19 protein-coding genes are annotated in these 20,194 nt (G+C 58.7%); 1 reads left to right on the top strand and 18 read right to left on the bottom strand.

Features of this window, described 5'->3' with window-relative positions:
- Positions 1-39: 39 nt before the first annotated feature.
- Both K3166_RS05900 and K3166_RS05895 read right to left on the bottom strand, forming a co-directional pair.
- Positions 40-1,167, bottom strand: a complete 1,128-nt coding sequence (locus K3166_RS05900) for a hypothetical protein (protein WP_221423733.1) — start codon at positions 1,165-1,167, stop codon at positions 40-42.
- Between the two features lie 132 nt (positions 1,168-1,299).
- Positions 1,300-1,599 carry an Hpt domain-containing protein gene (locus K3166_RS05895; RefSeq protein ID WP_221423732.1) on the bottom strand — a complete coding sequence of 100 codons (300 nt, stop codon included), beginning with the start codon at positions 1,597-1,599 and terminating at the stop codon, positions 1,300-1,302.
- A 70-nt stretch (positions 1,600-1,669) separates the two neighbouring features.
- On the opposite strand from K3166_RS05895, the gene K3166_RS05890 reads away from it, so the two are divergent.
- Positions 1,670-4,291, top strand: a complete 2,622-nt coding sequence (locus tag K3166_RS05890) for a coiled-coil domain-containing protein (protein ID WP_221423731.1) — start codon at positions 1,670-1,672, stop codon at positions 4,289-4,291.
- Positions 4,292-4,295: 4 nt separating this feature from the next.
- On the opposite strand, the gene K3166_RS05885 is transcribed toward K3166_RS05890, so the two are convergent.
- The 16 genes from K3166_RS05885 to nuoE are packed head-to-tail and all read right to left on the bottom strand — an operon-like array spanning position 4,296 to position 20,109.
- A complete protein-coding gene (locus K3166_RS05885; RefSeq protein ID WP_221423730.1) occupies positions 4,296-4,568 on the bottom strand; it encodes a DUF1467 family protein in 273 nt (90 codons plus the stop codon).
- Positions 4,569-4,584: 16 nt separating this feature from the next.
- The gene (locus K3166_RS05880; protein WP_221423729.1) at positions 4,585-6,240 is read right to left on the bottom strand and encodes a ribonuclease J; all 1,656 of its coding nucleotides are present in this window, start codon (positions 6,238-6,240) and stop codon (positions 4,585-4,587) included.
- Positions 6,237-7,013, bottom strand: a complete 777-nt coding sequence (locus K3166_RS05875; protein ID WP_221423728.1) for a type III pantothenate kinase — start codon at positions 7,011-7,013, stop codon at positions 6,237-6,239. The genes K3166_RS05880 and K3166_RS05875 overlap by 4 nt, the downstream gene beginning before the upstream one ends.
- 3 nt (positions 7,014-7,016) lie before the next feature.
- Positions 7,017-7,739 (bottom strand): biotin--[acetyl-CoA-carboxylase] ligase, encoded by a 723-nt coding sequence (locus K3166_RS05870; protein WP_221423727.1) that lies wholly within the window; start codon positions 7,737-7,739, stop codon positions 7,017-7,019.
- A complete protein-coding gene (gene nuoN, locus K3166_RS05865) occupies positions 7,736-9,190 on the bottom strand; it encodes an NADH-quinone oxidoreductase subunit NuoN (protein ID WP_221423726.1) in 1,455 nt (484 codons plus the stop codon). The genes K3166_RS05870 and nuoN overlap by 4 nt, the downstream gene beginning before the upstream one ends.
- Positions 9,190-10,734 carry an NADH-quinone oxidoreductase subunit M gene (locus K3166_RS05860; protein WP_221423725.1) on the bottom strand — a complete coding sequence of 515 codons (1,545 nt, stop codon included), beginning with the start codon at positions 10,732-10,734 and terminating at the stop codon, positions 9,190-9,192. The genes nuoN and K3166_RS05860 overlap by 1 nt, the downstream gene beginning before the upstream one ends.
- Positions 10,734-12,725, bottom strand: coding sequence for an NADH-quinone oxidoreductase subunit L (gene nuoL / locus K3166_RS05855; protein WP_221423724.1), 1,992 nt, complete (start codon positions 12,723-12,725; stop codon positions 10,734-10,736). Before nuoL ends, K3166_RS05860 begins: the two co-directional genes overlap by 1 nt.
- Before the next feature lie 6 nt (positions 12,726-12,731).
- Positions 12,732-13,037 (bottom strand): NADH-quinone oxidoreductase subunit NuoK, encoded by a 306-nt coding sequence (gene nuoK, locus K3166_RS05850; RefSeq protein WP_221423723.1) that lies wholly within the window; start codon positions 13,035-13,037, stop codon positions 12,732-12,734.
- Positions 13,034-13,654, bottom strand: coding sequence for an NADH-quinone oxidoreductase subunit J (locus K3166_RS05845; protein WP_221423722.1), 621 nt, complete (start codon positions 13,652-13,654; stop codon positions 13,034-13,036). Before K3166_RS05845 ends, nuoK begins: the two co-directional genes overlap by 4 nt.
- Before the next feature lie 27 nt (positions 13,655-13,681).
- Entirely contained in the window at positions 13,682-14,167 is a 486-nt protein-coding gene (nuoI, locus tag K3166_RS05840; RefSeq protein ID WP_090479327.1) for an NADH-quinone oxidoreductase subunit NuoI, read from the bottom strand.
- Positions 14,164-15,219 carry an NADH-quinone oxidoreductase subunit NuoH gene (gene nuoH / locus K3166_RS05835; protein ID WP_221423721.1) on the bottom strand — a complete coding sequence of 352 codons (1,056 nt, stop codon included), beginning with the start codon at positions 15,217-15,219 and terminating at the stop codon, positions 14,164-14,166. The genes nuoI and nuoH overlap by 4 nt, the downstream gene beginning before the upstream one ends.
- Positions 15,216-17,231 carry an NADH-quinone oxidoreductase subunit NuoG gene (gene nuoG, locus K3166_RS05830; RefSeq protein ID WP_221423720.1) on the bottom strand — a complete coding sequence of 672 codons (2,016 nt, stop codon included), beginning with the start codon at positions 17,229-17,231 and terminating at the stop codon, positions 15,216-15,218. The genes nuoH and nuoG overlap by 4 nt, the downstream gene beginning before the upstream one ends.
- Positions 17,224-18,006 (bottom strand): hypothetical protein, encoded by a 783-nt coding sequence (locus tag K3166_RS05825; protein ID WP_221423719.1) that lies wholly within the window; start codon positions 18,004-18,006, stop codon positions 17,224-17,226. Before K3166_RS05825 ends, nuoG begins: the two co-directional genes overlap by 8 nt.
- Complete coding sequence (nuoF, locus tag K3166_RS05820; protein ID WP_221423718.1) at positions 18,006-19,298, bottom strand: NADH-quinone oxidoreductase subunit NuoF; 1,293 nt, start codon at positions 19,296-19,298, stop codon at positions 18,006-18,008. Before nuoF ends, K3166_RS05825 begins: the two co-directional genes overlap by 1 nt.
- The gene (locus tag K3166_RS05815) at positions 19,298-19,441 is read right to left on the bottom strand and encodes a hypothetical protein (RefSeq protein ID WP_221423717.1); all 144 of its coding nucleotides are present in this window, start codon (positions 19,439-19,441) and stop codon (positions 19,298-19,300) included. Before K3166_RS05815 ends, nuoF begins: the two co-directional genes overlap by 1 nt.
- On the bottom strand, positions 19,438-20,109 hold the full coding sequence (gene nuoE, locus K3166_RS05810) for an NADH-quinone oxidoreductase subunit NuoE (protein WP_221423716.1): 672 nt from the start codon (positions 20,107-20,109) through the stop codon (positions 19,438-19,440). The genes K3166_RS05815 and nuoE overlap by 4 nt, the downstream gene beginning before the upstream one ends.
- Positions 20,110-20,194: the final 85 nt, after the last annotated feature.

Raw genomic sequence — 20,194 nt, 5'->3', positions numbered from 1 at the left:
CATATGCCCGCGCGTAGCAGTTGCGTGGTTAATTCGAGGTTAGTCACCGCGAAAGCTGTCAAAAAATCTTGAGGCCAAAACCATCAAAGCAATTAGTGCCGCTGCCTCCGGTGCGAAACCTAGAAACGCGGCCGGCACTAGGACAAAGCCAAGAAGGATACGATCCGCGTAAGTTCGCCGCCATTTCTCGCTACCGTGGGTAGCACCCAGCCTGAGTATGCCAAAAAGCATCAACGGCACAAATATGCGCATAAGGTCAGGAAGATCCGGAGATGCCAAGAAAATCAGTAAGATAAAGATAGGGTCTAAGGCGTAATCGAGAAGTTTCAAAAGCGGACCGCGTTTGCTGGCTACCTGCCCTTTACGGGCCACGCGCTCTATCACTGAACCTATTCGAGCAAGGAAAGCGGCGGCGGTAGCGAGGCCAAGGCCAGTTGCAGGCATACCGAAAGCCCCGGCGGCGATTGCAAAGAGGCCGAAAACGCCGCCAGCCACTGCTGGACCCGTCTCGCTGCGCCGTCCAACGACGTCTTGTGCAAGCCGCGTCCCGACTCTCTCGGCCACGGCAATTCCAGGTGCGTTGAAGGGCACCGCTTCGCGCTGCGCCTCGATCCATTTCTTCTCGCGAACGATCAACGCTTCGCGAGGTGCATCTATCGTCCAGTCGTTCTCGTCTACCAGTTTGCGTTCTGCGGGCACTAGGCGGGTTCCTGCCTGCAAGGCCAACCGCATCAGGGCCGAAGGCACATCAATGTCCGCTGGCAATTCGGCGAGTCTCTCGATCAGGTTGCCCCGCGCCAGCAGCACTCCGCCCCATGCGAACTCTGCGTCGATCCGTTCAAAACCGGCCGGCACCGCGATATCGGCTGGAAATCCGATGACTGAAGGCTTCACCAGCAGTCTTTCAACGGTCGCAGTATCAGGAAGCACCCCAGGGGCGATAACCACGATCTCGTCCGCTGCAGTAATCAGGCCGGACAGCTTTGCGTGGTCGCGGATGGTGACAAACTTTGCGCATGACCGCTCTGCGCGGTGCTGCAGCTCAATAACCTCACGGCTAATGCCGTCGGCAAGGCAAGCTACTGTTTCGCAGCCAAGGCTTAACGCCAGATCGAGTTGCCGTTCGACGACACGTGCGCCTGCGAAGTTGACGTACGCTGCCCTCATCTTCCCGGGCTTTGGGTCCCGGTCGATGGTAGAAAGCAAAGCTATACGCACGTGAAAATCTCTCCCGAGGAAGGAATTTCACCTTAGGAGCCACAGACTGGGCTGGAAAGCACTCGTATGAGCGTGTCCGCCCTATTCCCCGAAATTATCGGCAAACCTCTCGATTGAACTGATCACAGTCGGCTCTCCCGGAGCTGATTCAAGCGCCAATTCCGCCAACTCTATAAGCTCCACTGCTGAAAAGCTGGCCGCCAGCCCTCGTATGCGTTCAGCTGCTTGGTACCAATTGGCATCACACCGGGCGCGCTTGAGGAGGTCCAGCCTCTGCTTCAGACTTGCGAGAAACGCAGCACGCAATTCGGCCGCAAGCTTCGGATCTTCTCCGGCTGCCGCACCCAGTGCGCTGTCAAAGCTGGGAGAATGATAGGCCATCGCCCACAGCGATACACGGTTGATCGTTAAAGAGGCTTTAAGGATAATTTAAACGTGGTAGCGTCCAACCATGAGAAAACGTTCGCATATTTCGGTTGTAGAAGGTGAGCAGGAAAATGCCGCTTCTCCTGTCGACGCGCCTGAGGCAACGGCCCTGGAGCTGGAAGACGAGGTCTACGAGTCCGAGGAGTGGAGCGAGTATGCTCCTCCAAGCGCAAATATTTCGGCTTGGATTGCCCCAGTCCTCGCCACGACAGCGATTGCTGGCTGGACGGCATTCTTCGCATGGGCGCACCGTGCCGAGATGCTCGCCGGTGGATCAGCGCAAGCATGGACTGGCTGGATCACCGCTTGGGCGATGCCGGTTTTGCTGCTTCTGGCGGCCTGGCTCTTGGCGAGCCGCAACTCGACGGCAGAATCGAAGCGCTTCGGTGAAATCGCTCGCTCTCTCGCAGAAGAATCTGCTCAGCTTGAGGTTCGGCTCGCCACGGTAAACCGCGAATTGAGCCTTGCGCGTGAATTCCTGGGCAGTCAGTCGCGTGAACTGGAGTTTCTCGGCCGCTCCGCAGGTGAACGTCTTTCGGAGCATGCAGATCGCCTCCAGGGCCTAGTGCGTGAGAATGGCGAGCAGGTCGAAGCGATTGCCAGCGTAAGCGGTGCCGCGCTCGAGAACATGACCCGCCTGCGTGATAATCTTCCGGTTATCGCAAACTCTGCCAAGGACGTATCCAACCAGATCGCTGGCGCAGGTAGAACTTCGCAGGATCAGCTCGACAAGTTGGTGGAAGGTTTCGATCGTCTCAACGAATTTGGTGCGGCAAGCGAACGTCAGGTCGTGTCGCTGCAAATGCGCGTGGATGATGCGCTGGAGGCCTTCTCAGCCCAGGCCGGAGACCTCGAGAAGATTTCCGCCCAAAGGTTTGCCGTTCTGCGCGAGGAAAGCGACCAGTTCCGCTCGGCTCTGGACGCGCGTGAAGTTGAAGCACTCGCCGCTATTCGCGAGCGTTCGGCGACGCTTCGCAGCGAACTTGCCGAAGCGCATCAGACTGCCAGTGCGGAGGAGGAGCTTGCACTTGCCTCCTTGCGCGAACGCCTTGCAAGGTTCCGTGATGAAGCGACCAAAATTGCCGCGGCCGTTCGTGCAGGTGAAGACGGCGCTATTGCAAAATGGGCCAGCCAGGTCGACGCAATGAAGTTGAGGCTGGCGGAGACCGCGGACAAGATTGAGACAATCGAGAATTCGTTGAAAGAAGCGGCTCTGGCGCGCTTCAACGCCTTGGGCGCAGAAGCGGAATCGATCAAGGCGATGGTCCGCGAAAACGCCGAAGTATTGGATACCGAGGGGAAAGCGCGCCTTGATGCAATTGCGCACTCGCAAGACCAGCTGTCGCAGGAATTGAGCGACAAGCTGGAAGCGCTTGATATCGCTATTGCGCACCGCCGCGAAGCGCAAAGGGAGCAGATGGGCATCCTGATGGAACAGGGCGATGTCCTCGATACCAGGTTCGCTGCCCTCGCCTCGACATTCGATACGGTGACCGAGCAGGGCCGGGAAGCGAGCGAGACCGTGGCAAGCGGTGTCGCTTCCCTTAACGAAACGCTGATCGGCAGCCGAGAAGCTTTGGACGGGACCGATCAGGCCGTTGCAGCACTGACCGACGCGAGTGTCCGGCTGCTTGAACTGATCCAGGCCAGCGCGCGTCACAGCAGGGAGGACCTGCCCATTGCGATGGATGCCTCCGAAGGCCGGCTCGCCCAAATTGAAACTCGGACTGCGGCCGTCCGCGGCCTGCTCAATGAAGCGCGTATATCGGGTGAACGCCTAACCGAAGGCATGGCGGAGATCGAGAAGCGCACCCTGGACGCGATCGAGGGTTTCGAGAGGTTCCAATCGGACTTCGGCGATACGGCAAATGCCCAGATCGAAGGGGTTGAGCGCCTGCGCTCCGGCGTGGTGTCGCTGCGCGAGGAAAGCGAACAGCTCGCTCAGCGCGTCCAGGTTGAGCTGCGCGAAGCCATCGCTGCTCTGGAAAATAGCGCCAAGGGCGCCCTCGACGCACTGGAAACGGAAAACGCCGCTCGGATCACCGCGCTTGCAGAGAAAGTCGGCGAGCGTAGCAGTGCGGCAATCGACAAGGCGCTGGCCGAACACACGGATGAAGCACTGGCCAAGCTGGATGCTGCACGTAACAAATCAACGGAGGCTGCCCGCGCAACAACACGCGAACTACGCGATCAATTGGCCCGCCTGAATGATCTCACCGGCAATCTTGAGGCCCGTATTGCCCACGCCCGGGAGCAGGCGGCTGATACAGTGGACGGTGATTTCGCACGCCGCGTGGCTCTCATAACTGAAAGCCTCAACTCGAACGCAATCGACATTTCCAAGGCATTGTCCGCCGAGGTTACTGATACAGCTTGGTCAAGCTATCTCAGGGGCGACCGGGGCATATTTACCCGCCGTGCAGTCCGCCTGATAGACAATGGTGAAGCTCGGGAAATTGCGGAGCTCTACGATGCCGACCCAGACTTCCGGGAGCACGTAAATCGCTACATCCATGACTTCGAAGCGATGCTGCGAAACCTACTGTCCACTCGTGATGGCAACGCGCTAAGCGTCACGCTGCTCTCCAGCGATATGGGCAAGCTTTATGTGGTGATGGCGCAAGCGCTCGAGCGTCTACGCCAGTAGAAGATCAGCGCGTGCTGGGACCCCAGAAGATCAGATCTTCAGGTACGATCCAGCCATAGGCATAATTCAGGATGTATAAGGTGGTCAGCACTGCCCCGAGGAAGGTGGCTCTCAGTGCCACCTTGCCGGGACGGAAATTGGCCGGTGCGCTGTCAGCCTGTCCGGGTATCTTTTCGATCCCGGCCTCGTCATGAGTCTGCACACCGAAAGGCAGCAGAACAAACGCGCTCACGACCCAGAACAACACATAGATCGCGAGGATTGAGGTCCACTGCATCGGGAGTTCCATGTCCCTACCCCATGCTCGCCGGCAAGATCACGCGGACCTGCGGACGCTTTCCGGACCAGCGCTGTGCCGCACGGCGCGCAGCAAGGCGTGCCGCTTCGTGGACCGACGAAGCGGTGCTGCGATCCTTGCCCTTCAGTTTCGCGATTGCGTTGACGACGTCTTCTTTGGTTTCCGCAATGAAATCATCATAGTCTTCGTCAAGCGGAAGGCCCAGGCTATCGATCTGCGGGTCGAGACGGCTGTCCAGCGCAACTATCATGACGCCCTCCTGCATGATGCGCCGACGCATCACGATGGCATCACCGCCCGCTGGCGCAATAATATCACCGTCGAGCACGAGCCGCCCCGCCCTGACCTGTGCGATGGTGCCGGGTGCTCCAGGAGCGAGCCTTACGATGTCACCGTTCTGCTGGACGACAGCATCTGCAATGCCATTCGCTTTTCCAAGCCGTCCTTGTTCTTGCATGTGACGCATTTCGCCATGGACCGGGACCAGCACATCCGGTCTGATCCAGCCATAGAGCGCCTCCAGTTCAGGACGGCCCGGGTGGCCAGATACGTGGATCATACTCTGACGGTCGGTGACCATCGTGATGCCCTTGGCCGCCAGTCGGTTCTGTACGGCCCCAATCGAAAGTTCGTTGCCGGGAATCTGGCGCGTCGAGAAAAGAACCACGTCGCCTGAAACGAGTTGAAGTGGATGGTTGTCTTCAGAAATCCTGGAAAGAGCAGCGCGCGGCTCGCCCTGCCCCCCGGTTGCAAGGATCAAGACCTCGCCGCGTGGCAGGCCCATGGCAGTGTCGAAATCAACAGGATCCGGGAAGTCATCCAGATAGCCGTTGGCCTGCGCAACTTCGATGATGCGGTCAAGCGAACGACCTGCAACACAAAGTTGGCGCCCGGTTTCCTTGGCCACTTCGCCCAAGGTGTGGAGCCGGGCGACATTGCTGGCGAAAGTCGTGACCAGGATGCGTTTGCCCGAATGCCGCTGCGCCTCTTCCAGGAGCCCTTTATAAACGGCCCCTTCGGAGCCGCTTGGCGCGGGATTGAAAACGTTGGTGCTGTCACAAACCAGTGCAAGAATGCCTTTGTCGCCCAGCTCGGTAAGCTCTTCTTCCGTGGCGGGTTCGCCGATGATCGGATCTTCGTCGAGTTTCCAGTCCCCAGTATGAAAAATCCTGCCATGCGGTGTGTCGATCAGCAACGCGTTGCCCTCGGCGATTGAGTGAGCAAGCGGGATATAGGTCACCTCGAAGGGCCCTACTTCGAAGCTACCGTGATCGTCCGGGATCGTGTGCAGTTCGACTTCCCCCAGAACGCCTGCTTCTTCCAGCTTACGACGCACGAGGTCCATCGTGAACGGCGTGGCATAGATCGGGACGCCCAGGTCAGCCGCGAAATATGGCACGGCGCCAATATGGTCCTCATGCGCATGGGTCAGCACGATGGCCTCAAGTTGGTCGAGCCGTTCTTCGATGAATTCCAGATCTGCAAATACAAGGTCGACGCCGGGATATTCTCCGCCGGAAAACGTCATCCCGAGGTCAACCATCAGCCATCGGCCCTGGCACCCGTAAAGGTTGACGTTCATTCCGATCTCGCCGGACCCGCCGAGGGCCAGGAACAGAAGTTCGTCTTCGGGTGCGAAATTCTTTTTCAAGTAATTGCCCTTTCGGCAAGAATGGCAAGGCCATCCAGAGTGAGGTCACTATCGACCTCGTCAAAAAGCTGTGTCGTTTCGTCAAAAAGCAGGGCGAGACCCCCGGTGGCCACAACCTTGGCGGGCCGCCCGATTTCGCTTCGCATACGGGCTACCAGCCCTTCGATGAGAGATACATAGCCCCAGAATACGCCGATCAGCATCTGGTCTTCTGTGTTGCGACCCACCACGCTGTCGCTCTCGGGCTTGCGAATGGCGATCCGCGGCAACTTGGCTGTGTTTCCGACCAATGCATCGAGCGACAAGTTGATGCCCGGGGCAATTATCCCGCCCTTGTATGCGCCTGTGAAATCGACCGCGTCGATGGTGGTCGCGGTTCCGAAATCGATCACGATCAGATCGCCTTCGTATTTCTCGTGTGCAGCAATAGTGTTGAGCGCCCTGTCGGCTCCGAGCGTACGCGGATCGTCCACGTCGATCGCGATACCCCATTCGGCATCGCCCTGACCCGCAACGATTGGTTCAATTCCAAAATACTTCTGGGCAAGAACGGTGAGGTTGTGGATCGAGCGCGGAACGACCGAACCAAAGATGATCTGGGTGATGTCATCGCGGTCGTGACCTTCGAGTTCAAGCAAGCGCAGTAGCCAGACGGCATACTCGTCACCCGTGCGCCTCGGGTCCGTGGCGATACGCCAGCGCGCCTTGATCTCGCGCCCCTCGAACAAGGCGAAAACAACGTTCGTATTTCCGACATCAGCGGCCAAAAGCATAGCTTAGCCCTCCTCTTGTACGAGCATTACATCACCAGCATGGATGATGCGCGCTTCACCGTCTGGCAAGCGAAGGGACAGCGCACCGTCTACAGTGAGTCCAGCGAAAGTCCCCTCAACGGACCCTTCTCCCGGTGGATGTACGCGCAATGCCGTGCCTTCCGGGTGAGCGGCGGCAAGCCAGCGCCGGATGATCGGGGCCAGTCCATACTGACGCCAGCGCTCCAACTCGCTGGCAAAATGGGCGGCAAGGCTCTGCGCAAAATGATCGCGATCAGGCACTGGGCCGAAGCTCGACAGCGCCGTAGTGCAGCGATCCGGAAGAGCAGGAGCCTTTGCCAGGTTCACCCCAATGCCGACCACGATTGCATCGCCTTCACGCTCCAGCAGAATTCCTGCCAGTTTAGCACCGTTGAGAAGCAGATCGTTTGGCCATTTGAGGCTGAGTTCAGCAGGTTTGGCGTGCAACCCAAGCACAGTCTCATAAAGCGCCAATCCCGCGACGAGCGCGAGACTCGGCGGAGAAGGGTCGCGCTCATGCGGAAATACCGCCGTGGAGCCCATGAAGTTTCCCGCACCGTCGAACCATGTACGGCCCTGCCTGCCCTTGCCGGCCGTCTGGCGATCGGCGACCAGCCAATTGCCTTCGATCACGCGCTCACCCGACCGCACTCGTGCGATCAGATCGGCATTCGTGGAACCGGTTTCGGCGAGCGTCTCTATCAAGCGATCAGGGACAGCGCCTGCGCTGCCGCATCAGCGACACTGCCAAGCCACGGCGTCAGAAGATATCCCAAGGGCGAAATCACCAGTACGCAAAGCCCCAGAACCACCCAGTGGGATGTAGGCGCCTTGGCTGGGCCATCATTCTTCGGCTCATCGAAGAACATAACCTTGATGAACTTGATGTAGTAGAATGCGCCGATGACACTGGCCGCGATGCCGATGGCGGCCAAGGCAATCATATCTGCCTGGACTGCCGCCTGGAAGACGACGAATTTACCCCAGAAACCGAACAGCGGCGGGATACCGGCGAGGCTGAACATCAGGGCTAGCAAGCACCAGGCAAGTGCCGGGCTGGTTGTCGACAGTCCGGAGATATCCTCGAACGTTGCCAACGCCTGCCCATTTCGATCACGCAACATGAGAAGCGCGACGAAGCTGCCGATCGTCATGAAAACATAGATGGTCAAGTAAACGAGCACGCCGGAAAAACCCTCCGGAGTTGCAGCAGCGAGGCCGATCAGAATAAAACCCACGTTGTTGATCGAAGAATAGGCGAGCAAACGCTTCAGGTTCTGCTGCCCGATCGCGCCAAGTGCGCCGACGATAATCGATGCGAGTGCAGCGAAAATAACGATCTGCTGCCATGCATCGGCTTCACCGCCGAACGGGACTGCGGCCATCCGGACAAGCATTGCAACCGCCGCTGCCTTGGGCGCGCTGGCGAAGAATGCGGTGACCGGAGTGGGTGCGCCTTCATAAACATCGGGCGTCCACATATGGAACGGAACCGCAGCCACCTTGAACGCAAGGCCTGCCAGGACGAACACGACGCCGAACAATGCACCGGTCGCAAATTCTGCATCGAATGCAGCGCGAATGCCATCGTAGCTCGTATGGCCCGTGAAGCCGTAAACCAGGCTGATACCGTAGAGGATGATACCCGAAGCCAGGCCGCCGAGGATGAAATATTTAAGACCGGCCTCACTCGACTTGTCATCACGCCGCGCGAAGCTTGCGAGGACATAGGACGACAGGCTCGACAGTTCGAGGCCGATATACAGCGTCATCAGATCGACCGCGGACACCATGATGCCCATGCCGACGGCATTGAAAAGGATGAGGACCGCATATTCGCCGCGGAACTGGCCGCGATCATGAAAATAACGCGGGGCCACAATGAGGCAGGCGATCGTTGCGATATACACCAGTGATTTGGCGAACACAGAGAAGGCATCGATCTTCAAAAGCCCGCCGAATGCATATGCGCCCACGCCATCATCGAACTGCGAAACGTTGAAAATCAGCGCCCCGAACAATGCCGCGACCGCTGCAATCGTAATGGCGCGAGCCGAAGCGCGCGAAGTCCATGCAGTCGCGAGCAGCAAAGCCAGGCCTGCAATGGACAGACCTACTTCAGCGCCGGTCAGATAGAGAGAGTTTGCGTAGGACATCAATGCTCTCCCTCCGAGCCGTGCTCTGCCGCAATATAATTCGCAGCATGCTCCTTGGGCGTGCCAACGGCCAGAGCGCTATCGTACTCCGGAGCGACACTAGCGAGACGAGCTTCAAGCGCGGCGATGTCCTGGCGCATCGGTGCCAGGAAGCTTTCCGGGTAGACGCCCATCCACAAAACTGCGGCCGCTATCGGCGCCAGCATGGCCCATTCCCGGGCATTGAGATCGGGCATCCGCGCAGCATCCGAATTGACTTGCTCGCCAAAGGCGACGCGGCGGTAGAGATACAGCATGTAGGCAGCGCCCAGAATGATACCGGTGGTGCAAACCAGCGCAACCAAGGTCGAAACCTTGTAAATCCCGACGAGGGCGAGAAACTCACCGACGAAGTTGCTGGTGCCCGGCAGGCCAACGGAGGCCATGGTGAACAAAAGGAAGAACACGGCGTATTTCGGCATGTTGATCGAAAGACCGCCATATCTTGCGATTTCACGGGTGTGCAGGCGGTCGTAAATCACGCCAACGCACAGGAAGAGTGCGCCGGATACCAGCCCGTGGCCAAGCATGACCATCATGGCGCCTTCCAGGCCTTGCACGTTGAAAGCGAACAGGCCGACCGTCACAATCGCCATGTGGGCGACCGAGGAATAAGCGATAAGCTTCTTCATGTCAGTTTGCACCAGCGCCACCAGCGAGGTGTAGATTACCGCGATCATCGACAGGGCGAAAACCAGCCAGGCAAGGTCCGCACTGGCATCAGGGAACATGGGCAGACTGAACCGGATGAATCCGTAACCGCCAAGTTTCAGCAAAACGCCAGCAAGGATAACCGAGCCCGCAGTCGGAGCCTGAACGTGGGCGTCAGGAAGCCAGGTGTGAACGGGCCACATGGGCATCTTGACCGCAAAGCTGGCGAAGAATGCAAGCCAGAGCCAAAGTTGCGCACCGACCGGGAAATCGTACTGCATCAACACCGGAATGTCGGTGGTGCCCGCCTCGTTCACCATCCACAGCATCGCGATCAGCATCAGGACCGAGCCAAGCAACGTGTAGAGGAAGAATTTGTACGAAGCGTATATCCGGTTATCGCCGCCCCACACGCCGATGATCAGGTACATGGGGATCAGGCCAGCCTCGAAGAAGATGTAGAACAGGAACAGGTCCTGCGCTGCAAACACGCCGATCATCAGCACTTCCATCAACAGGAAGGCGGCCATGTACTCGCCCACCCGCTTGGTGATCGAATCCCAGCTGGCGAGGATGCAGATCGGCATCAGGAAAACGCTGAGCATGATCAGCATGAGGGCAATCCCGTCGATGCCGAGCGCATAGCTGAAGCCCGCAAACAATTCAGCGCGTTCGGTGAACTGCCACTGTGCCCCGCCAATCTCGTAATTCACCCAAAGCAGGATGCCGAGCGCCAAATTGAACAGCGTCGCAAACAGCGCAACCATGCGGGCACTGCCAGCATTCAGGAACAGGCAGGCGATTGCACCGACGAGCGGCACAGCAAGCATGAGCGAAAGGATGGGAAACTCCATCAGAACAGCACCCAGGTAATGGCCGCGACAAGTCCGAGGAGCATCACCAGCGCATAGCTATACAAATATCCGGTCTGGAACTTTTTGGCACCGACCGCGCCCTTTTCGACCACCCAGGCGATGCCATTGGGGCCGAACCGATCGATTGTGCCGATATCGCCGAGCTTCCAGAATTGGCGACCGAGCCAGAAGGCCGGGACCACGAAAAGGTAATGATAAAGTTCGTCGAAATACCACTTGTTGTAGAGGAACCGGTAAATCGGACCGAGCTGTTCAGCCGCCTTGGCCGGAATGGTGGTGTCCTTGATATAGGCAAGCCACGCCACGAAAAGACCGATCAGCATCACGATCAACGCAGCGTATTTTACCGCGTACGGAACTGCGTGCATGGCATGGATCAGCGCTTCGTTGTAGAAGATCGATCCGCCCCAGAATGCCGCGCTGTCGAGGAAGGCCGGTGCGAACACCTGGCCGGCAGCGACGGCGCCGATCGACAATATTCCCAAGGGAACGAGCATTGTCATGGGGCTTTCGTGCGGGTGATAGCCGCCGGTCTTGTCCTCTCCAGCCTCTTCAGGAGTTTTGTGGACCGAATGCTGGATATGCTCGCTCTCGATCCAGCGCGGCTTGCCCCAGAACGTCAGGAACATCAGGCGCCAGCTGTAGAAGCTGGTCAACAGCGCTGCGAAGACACCCATCCAGAATGCGAAATTGCCAAGTTCTGTACCGCGAGCAAACGCTACCTCGATGATCGCATCCTTCGACCAGAAACCAGCGAAGCCGACGCCAAGGTGATAGATGCCAAAGCCCGTGATCGCCAGAGTACCGGCCATCATCGCCCAGAACGTAAACGGAATGTGCTTACGCAGTCCGCCGTAGTATTTCATGTCCTGCTCGTGGTGCATCGCGTGGATGACAGAGCCTGCGCCGAGGAACAGTAGCGCCTTGAAAAATGCATGTGTGAACAGATGGAACATGGCCGCGCCATACGCGCCCACGCCAGCAGCAAAGAACATGTAGCCCAGCTGCGAACAGGTCGAATAGGCAATGACCCGCTTGATGTCCCACTGCACAGTGCCGACAGTCGCGGCGAAAATACAGGTCGCAGCACCCACGAAGGTCACCATCGCAAGCGCAATCGGTGCAGTTTCGAACATGGGAGACAGGCGGACCACCATGAACACGCCCGCGGTCACCATGGTAGCGGCGTGGATCAGGGCTGAGACTGGTGTCGGGCCTTCCATCGCATCGGGCAGCCATGTGTGCAGACCAAGCTGCGCCGACTTACCCATCGCGCCGACAAACAGCAGGATGCAGAGCACATCCATCGTGTGCACGTGCATGCCGAGGAAGCCGATGGTTGCGCCACTCATGCCGGGCGCTGCAGCGAGAATTTCAGGGATCGACACCGTGCCGAACACCCAGAACGTGCCGAAAATGCCCATCATGAAGCCAAGGTCACCCACGCGGTTGACCACGAACGCCTTGATGGCCGCAGCATTGGCGCTGGGCTTCTTGAACCAGAAGCCGATTAGCAGATAGGACGCGAGGCCCACCCCTTCCCATCCGAAGAACATCTGGACGAGGTTATCGGCGGTCACCAGCATCAGCATGGCGAAGGTGAAAAGCGAGAGATAAGCGAAGAAGCGCGGCTGATCCGGATCTTCGTCCATATAGCCCCAGCTATACAGGTGGACGAGAGCCGAAACGGTCGTAATCACGACCAGCATCACCGCCGTCAAAGTATCAACCCGGAGCGCCCAGTCGAAGCTCAAGGCCCCCGACTGCATCCAGGTCAGAACAGGCACAACCGTTGCTTCCGCACCGCCCATCCAGAACGAGATGAAAATCGGCCAGCTCAGAGCGCATGCAATGAACAATGCGCCGGTGGTTATGCCCTTGGCGAAAACGCTTGGAGCGCTCTTGTTGACGAGGCCCGCGATGATTGAAGCGAGCAGCGGCAGAAACACGATGACGAGAATCGATTGCACGGTCGTTTATCCCTTCATCCGGTGCGCGTCATCGACCGCAATCGTGCCGCGGCCGCGGAAATAGACCATCAGGATAGCAAGGCCGATCGCGGCCTCGGCAGCGGCAACTGTCAGCACGAACATCGCGAAAACCTGTCCGACAAGATCACCGAGGAAGGCGCTAAACGCGACAAGATTGATATTCACCGCGAGCAGGATGAGTTCGATCGCCATAAGAATAATGATGATGTTCTTGCGGTTGAGAAAAATTCCCAGCACGCCGAGCACGAACAGGATCGCGCTCACGACAACATAGTGTTCGATGCCGATCACAGCTCGATCCCCTTGCCCACTTCGGGTTGTTTCATGACGGTCGCTTCATCGGGATTGCGGCGAACCTGCTTGCCAATATCCTGGTGTCCGCGCTTGGATTTGGAAGGACGGTGCGTCAGCACGATCGCGCCAATCATGGCCACGAGCAAGATGATGCCCGCCATTTCGAACAGGAAGACATACCGGGTATACAGGAGCGCGCCGATTGCTGCGGTGTTGCTTTCTGCAGCGACTGCCAGGTCAGCGGCGGGCGGCGTGCCCAGATTGATTGCGCCGACATTATAGGCGCCGATGCCCAGCACAAGCTCTGCCAGCAGGATGAGCGCGACGACGATTCCCAGCGGGAAATTGCGCACGAACCCTGCGCGCATCGCCGCTACATCTATGTCGAGCATCATGACCACGAACAGGAACAACACCGCAACTGCGCCCACGTACACGATGACCAGAAGCATCGCGATGAACTCGGCCCCGACGATGACCATCAGGCCTGCTGCGTTGAAGAATGCGAGGATTAGCCACAGCACGGAATGCACAGGATTGCGGGCCGTGATTACCATCACGGCCGATGCAATCATTATGATCGCGAACATGTAAAAGGCGATAGTCTGGATCATGATGCCCCGGTTACGGTTGCGGCGCGGTTAGCGATAGGGTGCGTCGGCTTCAAGGTTCGCGGCGATTGCCCGCTCCCACTTGTCACCATTCGCGAGCAGCTTGGCCTTGTCATAAAGCAGCTCTTCGCGGGTTTCGGTTGCGTATTCAAAGTTTGGACCTTCAACCACGGCATCCACCGGGCAGGCTTCCTGGCAGAAGCCGCAGTAAATGCACTTGGTCATATCGATGTCGTAACGGGTTGTACGGCGGCTGCCGTCTTCACGCGGTTCAGCTTCGATAGTGATAGCCTGAGCGGGGCACACGGCTTCGCACAGCTTGCAGGCGATGCAGCGTTCTTCCCCGTTGGGATAGCGGCGCAATGCATGCTCGCCGCGGAAGCGCGGGCTCAGCGGGTTCTTTTCGAAGGGATAATTGATCGTCACCTTGGGCTTGAAGAAATACTTCAGCGTGAGGGCATGCGCCTTCACGAACTCCCAGAGGGTGAATGACTTGATCAGATGGGCGACGCTCATGCGGCGGCTCCGAAGTGGCCGGTCGCCATGAGGTAACCGGAAATGACGAGGACGAACATCAGGCTGAGCGGCAGGAAGACTTTCCAGCCAAGGCGCATCAACTGGTCGTAGCGATAGCGCGGAACGGTCGCCATGACCCAGCTGAACATGAAGAAGAAGAAGAACGTCTTCAGCAGGATCCACACGATGCCGGGCACATAATACAGCGGCGCCCAGTCGAATGGCGGCAACCAGCCACCGAAGAACAGGATCGCGTTCAGGATGCACATCAGCAGGATGTTGGCATATTCGCCCAGCCAGAAGAGCGCGAAGCTCATTGAGCTGTACTCTGTCTGGTAGCCAGCAACGAGCTCCGATTCTGCCTCGGTAAGGTCGAATGGTACGCGCTGTGTTTCCGCCAGGCAGGAGATGAAGAACATCACCCAGATCGGGAAGATCAGGGGGTGCACGACGTAGGCGTTGATGAACCCAAGTCCGAAGCCTTCCTGCGCGCGAACAATGTCGTTGAGATTGAACGTGCCAGCAAACAGCACGACGCAGACCAGAATGAAGCCGATGGAGACTTCATAGCTGATCATCTGCGCAGACGCGCGCATCGCGGAAAAGAACGGATACTTCGAATTCGAAGCCCAGCCCGCCATGATGATGCCGTATACCGACAGCGAGCTGATCGCGAGAATGTACAGCAGGCCGACGTTGATGTCCGCCAGCACGGCTGTCGCGCTGAAGGGGATGACCGCCCACGCAACAAGCGCCACCGTAAACGTCACGATCGGTGCGAGCAGGAAGATCCCCTTATTCGCAGCGCTCGGGATGATGGTTTCCTGAAGGAAAACCTTCAGACCATCAGCGAAGCTTTGCAGCAATCCGAATGGGCCGACCACGTTGGGGCCTCGGCGTAGGTTGATCGCCGCCCAGACCTTGCGGTCGACATAAATGATCATCGCCACTGCCAACATAAGCGGCAGAGCGATCAGCAGGATGCCCGAGATGGTCGCGACAAACCACGCCCACTCATAGTTCATGCCGAGGGATTGGAAGAATTCGGTCATTCCGCGGCCTCCGCCAGCTCGCTATTGCCAAGCAATTCCGACGAGCATCGCTGCATCACTTCGCTAGCGCGGGCGATGGGGTTGGTGAGGTAGAAATCCTTGATCGGGTAAGCATTCAAGATGCCTTCCGCCTTCGCCTTCTTGTCCGCTGCAGGAAGCGCGCCGAAGTTTGCAAGGCCTTCTTCGCCCAGCGCCGGAACTTCCGCGATCATCGCTGTTTGAAGCTGAGCGAAGCTGTCGAAGCCGACATCGACCTTCAGCGCATCGGCAAGAGCGCGCAGGATTGTCCAGTCTTCGCGGGCATCGCCCGGAGCAAACACGGCCTTTTCGGCGAACTGCACACGGCCTTCTGTATTGACGTAGGTCCCGTCCTTCTCGGCGAAGCTTGCACCGGGGAGAATGATATCTGCCGCATGCGCACCCTTGTCGCCATGGTGGCCAATGTAGACCTTGAGACTGTCGGCATAAGGTTCAAAATTCATCTCGTCCGCACCGAGCGCGAGAACAACCTTCGGAGCAGCCGCGGCGATGTCGGCCATGCCGCCAGATTGTGCAAAGCCGAGCATCAGCCCGCCCATACGCGCAGCGGAAAAGTGCATGACGTTGAAGCCGTTCCAGTCATCTTTCACCAAACCGAATTTGTCGGCAAGTGACAGGCCCGCACCTAATGCGCCCTTGGCAAGGGCCGCCCCGCCCATGATAATGGCTGGACGTTCTGCATTTTTGATCGCGTCTGCTGCGCCCTTTGGCAGCTTGCCAAGAACCGAAAGGTCTTCACCCAGAAACTCAGCGGGATAAGTCGTTTCCCAATGCGGACCGACCACGAAAACTTTGGCCCCGCGCTTGACCGCCTTGCGAATGCGGACATTCACCAGCGGGGCTTCCCAACGAATGTGGCTGCCAACGATCAGTATCGCATCGGCAGTTTCGATCCCGGCGAACCCGGAATTGAAATTGACCGCTGCAAGGTTGCCCACGTCGTAATCCATACCGGTCTGACGGCCTTCGATCAGCGTCGAACCACAGGCCTTGAGCAGTGCCTTGGCAGCAAACATGGTCTCACAGTCGACCAAGTCGCCAGCGATGGCCGCGATGCTCGAATTGTCGGACTCCAGCTGTTTGGCAATGGCCTTGAAAGCCTCGTCCCAACTGGATGCCTCGAGCTTGCCCCGCCTGCGCATGAAAACCTTGTCGAGGCGGCGCTTGCCAAGGCCATCGACCTGGTAGCGGGCCTTGTCGGAAATCCATTCCTCGTTGACGTCGTCATTCGTGCGCGGAAGTGCGCGCATGACTTCGCGGCCGCGGCTGTCCAAACGGATGTTCGCGCCTACAGCATCCGAAACATCGATGCTGAGCGTTTTCTTGAGCTCCCAGGGGCGCGCTTCGAAGGCATAGGGGCGCGAAGTGAGTGCGCCGACCGGGCAAAGGTCGATCACATTAGCTGAAAGCTCGTGCTCGGCCGCCTGCTCGAGATAGGTTGTGATCTGCATGTCTTCACCGCGACCGACCGCGCCGATTTCATCGACACCAGCGATTTCTTCGCTGAAGCGCACGCAGCGGGTGCAATGGATGCAGCGGGTCATGACCGTCTTGATCAGCGGACCCATGTACTTCTCGGTCACCGCGCGCTTGCTGTCGTGATAGCGGGTCGCGCCGCGGCCATAAGCCACGGACTGGTCCTGCAAATCGCATTCCCCGCCCTGATCACAAATCGGGCAATCGAGCGGGTGGTTGATCAGGAGGAATTCCATCACGCCTTCGCGCGCGGTCTTCACCATTTCGCTATCGGTGCGAATTTCCTGGCCTTCGGTAGCCGGAAGCGCACAGCTTGCCTGCGGCTTGGGCGGCCCGGGCTTCACCTCGACCAGGCACATCCGGCAGTTACCGGCGATGCTCAGTCGTTCATGATAGCAGAAACGCGGGATTTCCTTACCAGCCAACTCACAGGCTTGCAGGACGGTCGCGCCGTCCGGAACCTCGATTTCCTGACCGTCTACGGTGACTTTAGGCATCGTCGTCCTTCGTAATCTCTTCGGCAGCCGCGACCGGAGCGGTCGGGCCATAATGCAAGCGTGCCCACATACCGTCTGCAATCACGGTGCGAACCGCGGAAGTGTCGATTTCGGTGTCGGCAATTTTCTCGCCAGCGCATGTTATGAGCGCTGGAAACAGGGCTTCGATAGCCTCTTCTTCATCAGACGATCCGGGACGGCTGCGGAGCAATGAATCGCCCGCAACTGGTGCGTTCACTGTCAGGCAGTCCGAGAGGCGAGCCATCGCGATTGCCCCGGGATGGCGGCCAGCGGCATAATAGCGGTTTTCGAGATAGTCGGGAGCGTCCGCAGGTATTTCCAGCTGTTCCTTCTGGTCCAGCAGGTAGACTTCCTCTGTCATCAAGTTGCGCAGCGTTCGGAAAGGTATTCTCATGCTGATCGAAAGGGTGCCCCCCTTTGCCGCCCGTCCAAGGCAATCGGCGACATCGAGCTCACCAAACAACTCGTCAGAAGTGAGGTCATCGATCTGGTAGAAATCGATTGACACCGTATCGCTCTTCGCGAGCAATTCTCGTGACAGATCCTTGTTGCGATATACTACACAGCGCGCCACGTCCTTCTGCATCTGACGCGACTGGGTAGCGTTTGCTTGCTCGGCCTTACGCTTGAAGCGAGTGCCAATCCGTTGCTCGTCGCCCCGCATCTGCGGTTCGCTCGCTTGCGCCAATACGGGCTCTGCCACGGGCGCAGACAGCACTGCTCCGATGGACAAAAGAATAGCTGCGCTTCTCATTATTCCGCTGCCTCTGCGAACCTGGCGTTGTGTTCTTCGATCCGGCGCTCCAGCTCGGGGCGGAAGTGGCGGATGAGTCCCTGGATTGGCCAAGCCGCTGCATCGCCAAGCGCGCAAATAGTGTGGCCTTCGACCTGCTTGGTGACTTGCTGAAGCATGTCGATTTCCTCGATTGCAGCATCGCCGGTGCGCAGGCGTTCCATCATGCGCCACATCCAGCCAGTGCCTTCGCGGCAGGGGGTACACTGGCCGCAGCTTTCATGCTTGTAGAAGTAGCTGAGGCGGGAAATCGCACGGACTATGTCAGTCGACTTGTCCATCACGATGACACCTGCCGTGCCGAGGCCCGAGCCGAGTTCCTTGAGGCCGTCGAAATCCATCGGCGCGTCCCAGATTTGCTCTGCCGGGACCAGCGGAACTGACGAACCGCCGGGGATCACGGCGAGCAGGTTCTCCTTGCCGCCGATGATTCCGCCGCAATGCTTCTCGATCAGCTCGCTGAACGGAATGCTGAGGGCTTCTTCGACAACGCACGGCTTGTTGACGTGGCCGCTGATCTGGAAGAGCTTGGTGCCCTTGTTGTTCTCACGCCCGAAACTGGCGAACCAAGACGCACCGCGACGCAGGATCGTCGGGACGACCGCGATGCTCTCGACATTGTTGACCGTGGTTGGGCAGCCGTAGAGGCCCGCACCCGCCGGGAATGGCGGCTTGAGCCGGGGCTGGCCCTTCTTGCCTTCCAGGCTTTCGATCATCGCGGTTTCTTCACCGCAGATGTAGGCGCCTGCACCGCGGTGCAGGAACACGTCGAAGTCGTAACCGGACTTGGACGCATTCTTGCCGATCAGGCCAGCGTCGTAAGCTTCGTCGATCGCCTTCTGCATCGTCTCGGCTTCGCGGATGTATTCACCGCGAATGTAGATGTAGGCGGCCCTTGCCCGCATGGCGTATCCGGCGATGAGTGCGCCTTCGATCAGCTTGTGCGGGTCGTGGCGAATGATCTCGCGGTCCTTGCAGGAACCGGGCTCGGATTCGTCGGCGTTGATGACCAGGAAGCTGGGACGACCGTCCTTCGATTCCTTGGGCATGAACGACCATTTCAGGCCGGTCGGGAAGCCTGCACCGCCGCGTCCGCGAAGGCCTGAAGCCTTCATTTCCTCGATGATATTGTCGTGGCCGCGCGCGATCAGCGACTTGGTATCGTCCCAGTCGCCGCGTTGCTGCGCCGCCTTCAGGCCCCAGTCCTGGAAGCCGTACAGGTTGGTAAAGATGCGATCCTTATCGGCGAGCATCAGAAGCCTCCCCCGAACACTACGATAGCGGCGACAATCAGGATTGCCACGAGCGCCACGGTCTTGACGATGCCTTTCAGCACCTTCCACGCGATGACCACGCCGACGATCGCGAGGATGATGGTGAGCCAGTCAGCGCTCATTTCCACTCTCCCCGGTAATCGTGGTTCGCATCGACCATTTCCTTCAGCGTGGTCGGGCCGCCCTCCGGCTCACTCGTGCGTTTGCCTTCGATCTGCGTACCGGTCTTCGGCTGCTTACCCGCCGCCAACTCATCGAGGATTTCGTCGAGGCGCTCAGGCGTGAGGTCTTCGTAGTTGTCGTCGTTGATCTGGACCATCGGCGCGGTGGCGCAATTGCCCATGCATTCGACTTCCGTGAGGGTCCAGAGACCGTCTTCCGAGACATGTCCCTTGCTCATACCGCGCTTCTTGCAGGTTTCGAAGAGCCCGTCCGAGCCGCGCAGCATGCAGGGCGTCGTGCCGCAAACCTGCACGTGGTACTTACCGACCGGCTTCATATTGTACATGAAATAGAAGCTGGCGACTTCGAGCACGCGGATGACCGGCATATCGAGATAGTCGGCGACATATTCGATCACCGGCAGCGGCAGCCAGCCCTGCGTATCAGTCTCTTCACCGACCTGGCGCTGGGCAAGGTCGAGCATCGGCATCACGGCGGAGCGCTGACGCCCCTCGGGATAGCGCGCAATCGCCTTGTCTGCCTTGACGCGGTAGCTCTCGGTAAACTCGAAAGCACCCCAGCGCTCGCGCAGCTCTGGAGTATCGGGTGCGGGATTACGGTCAGCCATTTGCTTTTCGATTCCAGTTTCTCAAATAGCTCCATGCGATAGCGGTCACGCCACCCGCGAGACCGCAGCTCACAGCCGTCGTAAG

It is taken from the genome of Qipengyuania psychrotolerans, from assembly GCF_019711355.1.
Lineage (GTDB): Bacteria > Pseudomonadota > Alphaproteobacteria > Sphingomonadales > Sphingomonadaceae > Qipengyuania > Qipengyuania psychrotolerans.
The sequence above is the reverse complement of the archived record's forward strand: the minus strand, read 5'-3'. Positions and strand labels throughout refer to the sequence as shown.